The sequence below is a fragment of the Streptomyces sp. NRRL WC-3605 genome (assembly GCF_001509795.1).
GTDB classification, from domain to species: Bacteria; Actinomycetota; Actinomycetes; order Streptomycetales; family Streptomycetaceae; genus Streptomyces; species Streptomyces viridochromogenes.
Window position 1 is genome coordinate 1 of the sequence record NZ_LLZN01000132.1, and the last position, 586, is coordinate 586.

Consider the following 586-nt stretch of genomic DNA (forward strand, 5'->3'; position numbering starts at 1 on the left):
CTTGATGGTGCCCTGGAAGGCGGGGCCGGCCTCGGTCACGCCGAGGTGCAGCGGGTAGTCGCACTGGGCGGCGAGCTGCTTGTACGCCTCGATCATGACGACCGGGTCGTTGTGCTTCACGGAGATCTTGATGTCCCGGAAGTCGTGCTCCTCGAACAGGGACGCCTCCCACAGCGCCGACTCCACCAGCGCCTCCGGCGTCGCCTTGCCGTACTTCTGCAGCAGACGCCGGTCCAGCGACCCCGCGTTCACACCGATCCGGATCGGCGTGCCGTGATCCTTCGCGGCCCGCGCGATCTCCTTCACCTTGTCGTCGAACTGCTTGATGTTGCCCGGGTTCACCCGCACCGCCGCACAGCCCGCCTCGATCGCCGCGAACACGTACTTCGGCTGGAAGTGGATGTCCGCGATCACCGGGATCTGCGACTTCCGCGCGATCGTCGCCAGCGCGTCCGCGTCGTCCTGCGTCGGACACGCCACCCGCACGATCTGACAGCCCGACGCCGTCAGCTCCGCGATCTGCTGCAACGTCGCACCGATGTCGGACGTACGCGTCGTCGTCATCGACTGCACCGACACCGGGGCG

The 586-nt window shown here is 67.6% G+C and carries 1 protein-coding gene; it reads right to left on the reverse strand.

All coding sequences use genetic code 11. From position 1 onward, the window contains the following. Nucleotides 1-586 (reverse strand): flavodoxin-dependent (E)-4-hydroxy-3-methylbut-2-enyl-diphosphate synthase (locus ADL34_RS34370; protein WP_159039025.1); only part of this gene is annotated, 586 nt, incomplete at both ends.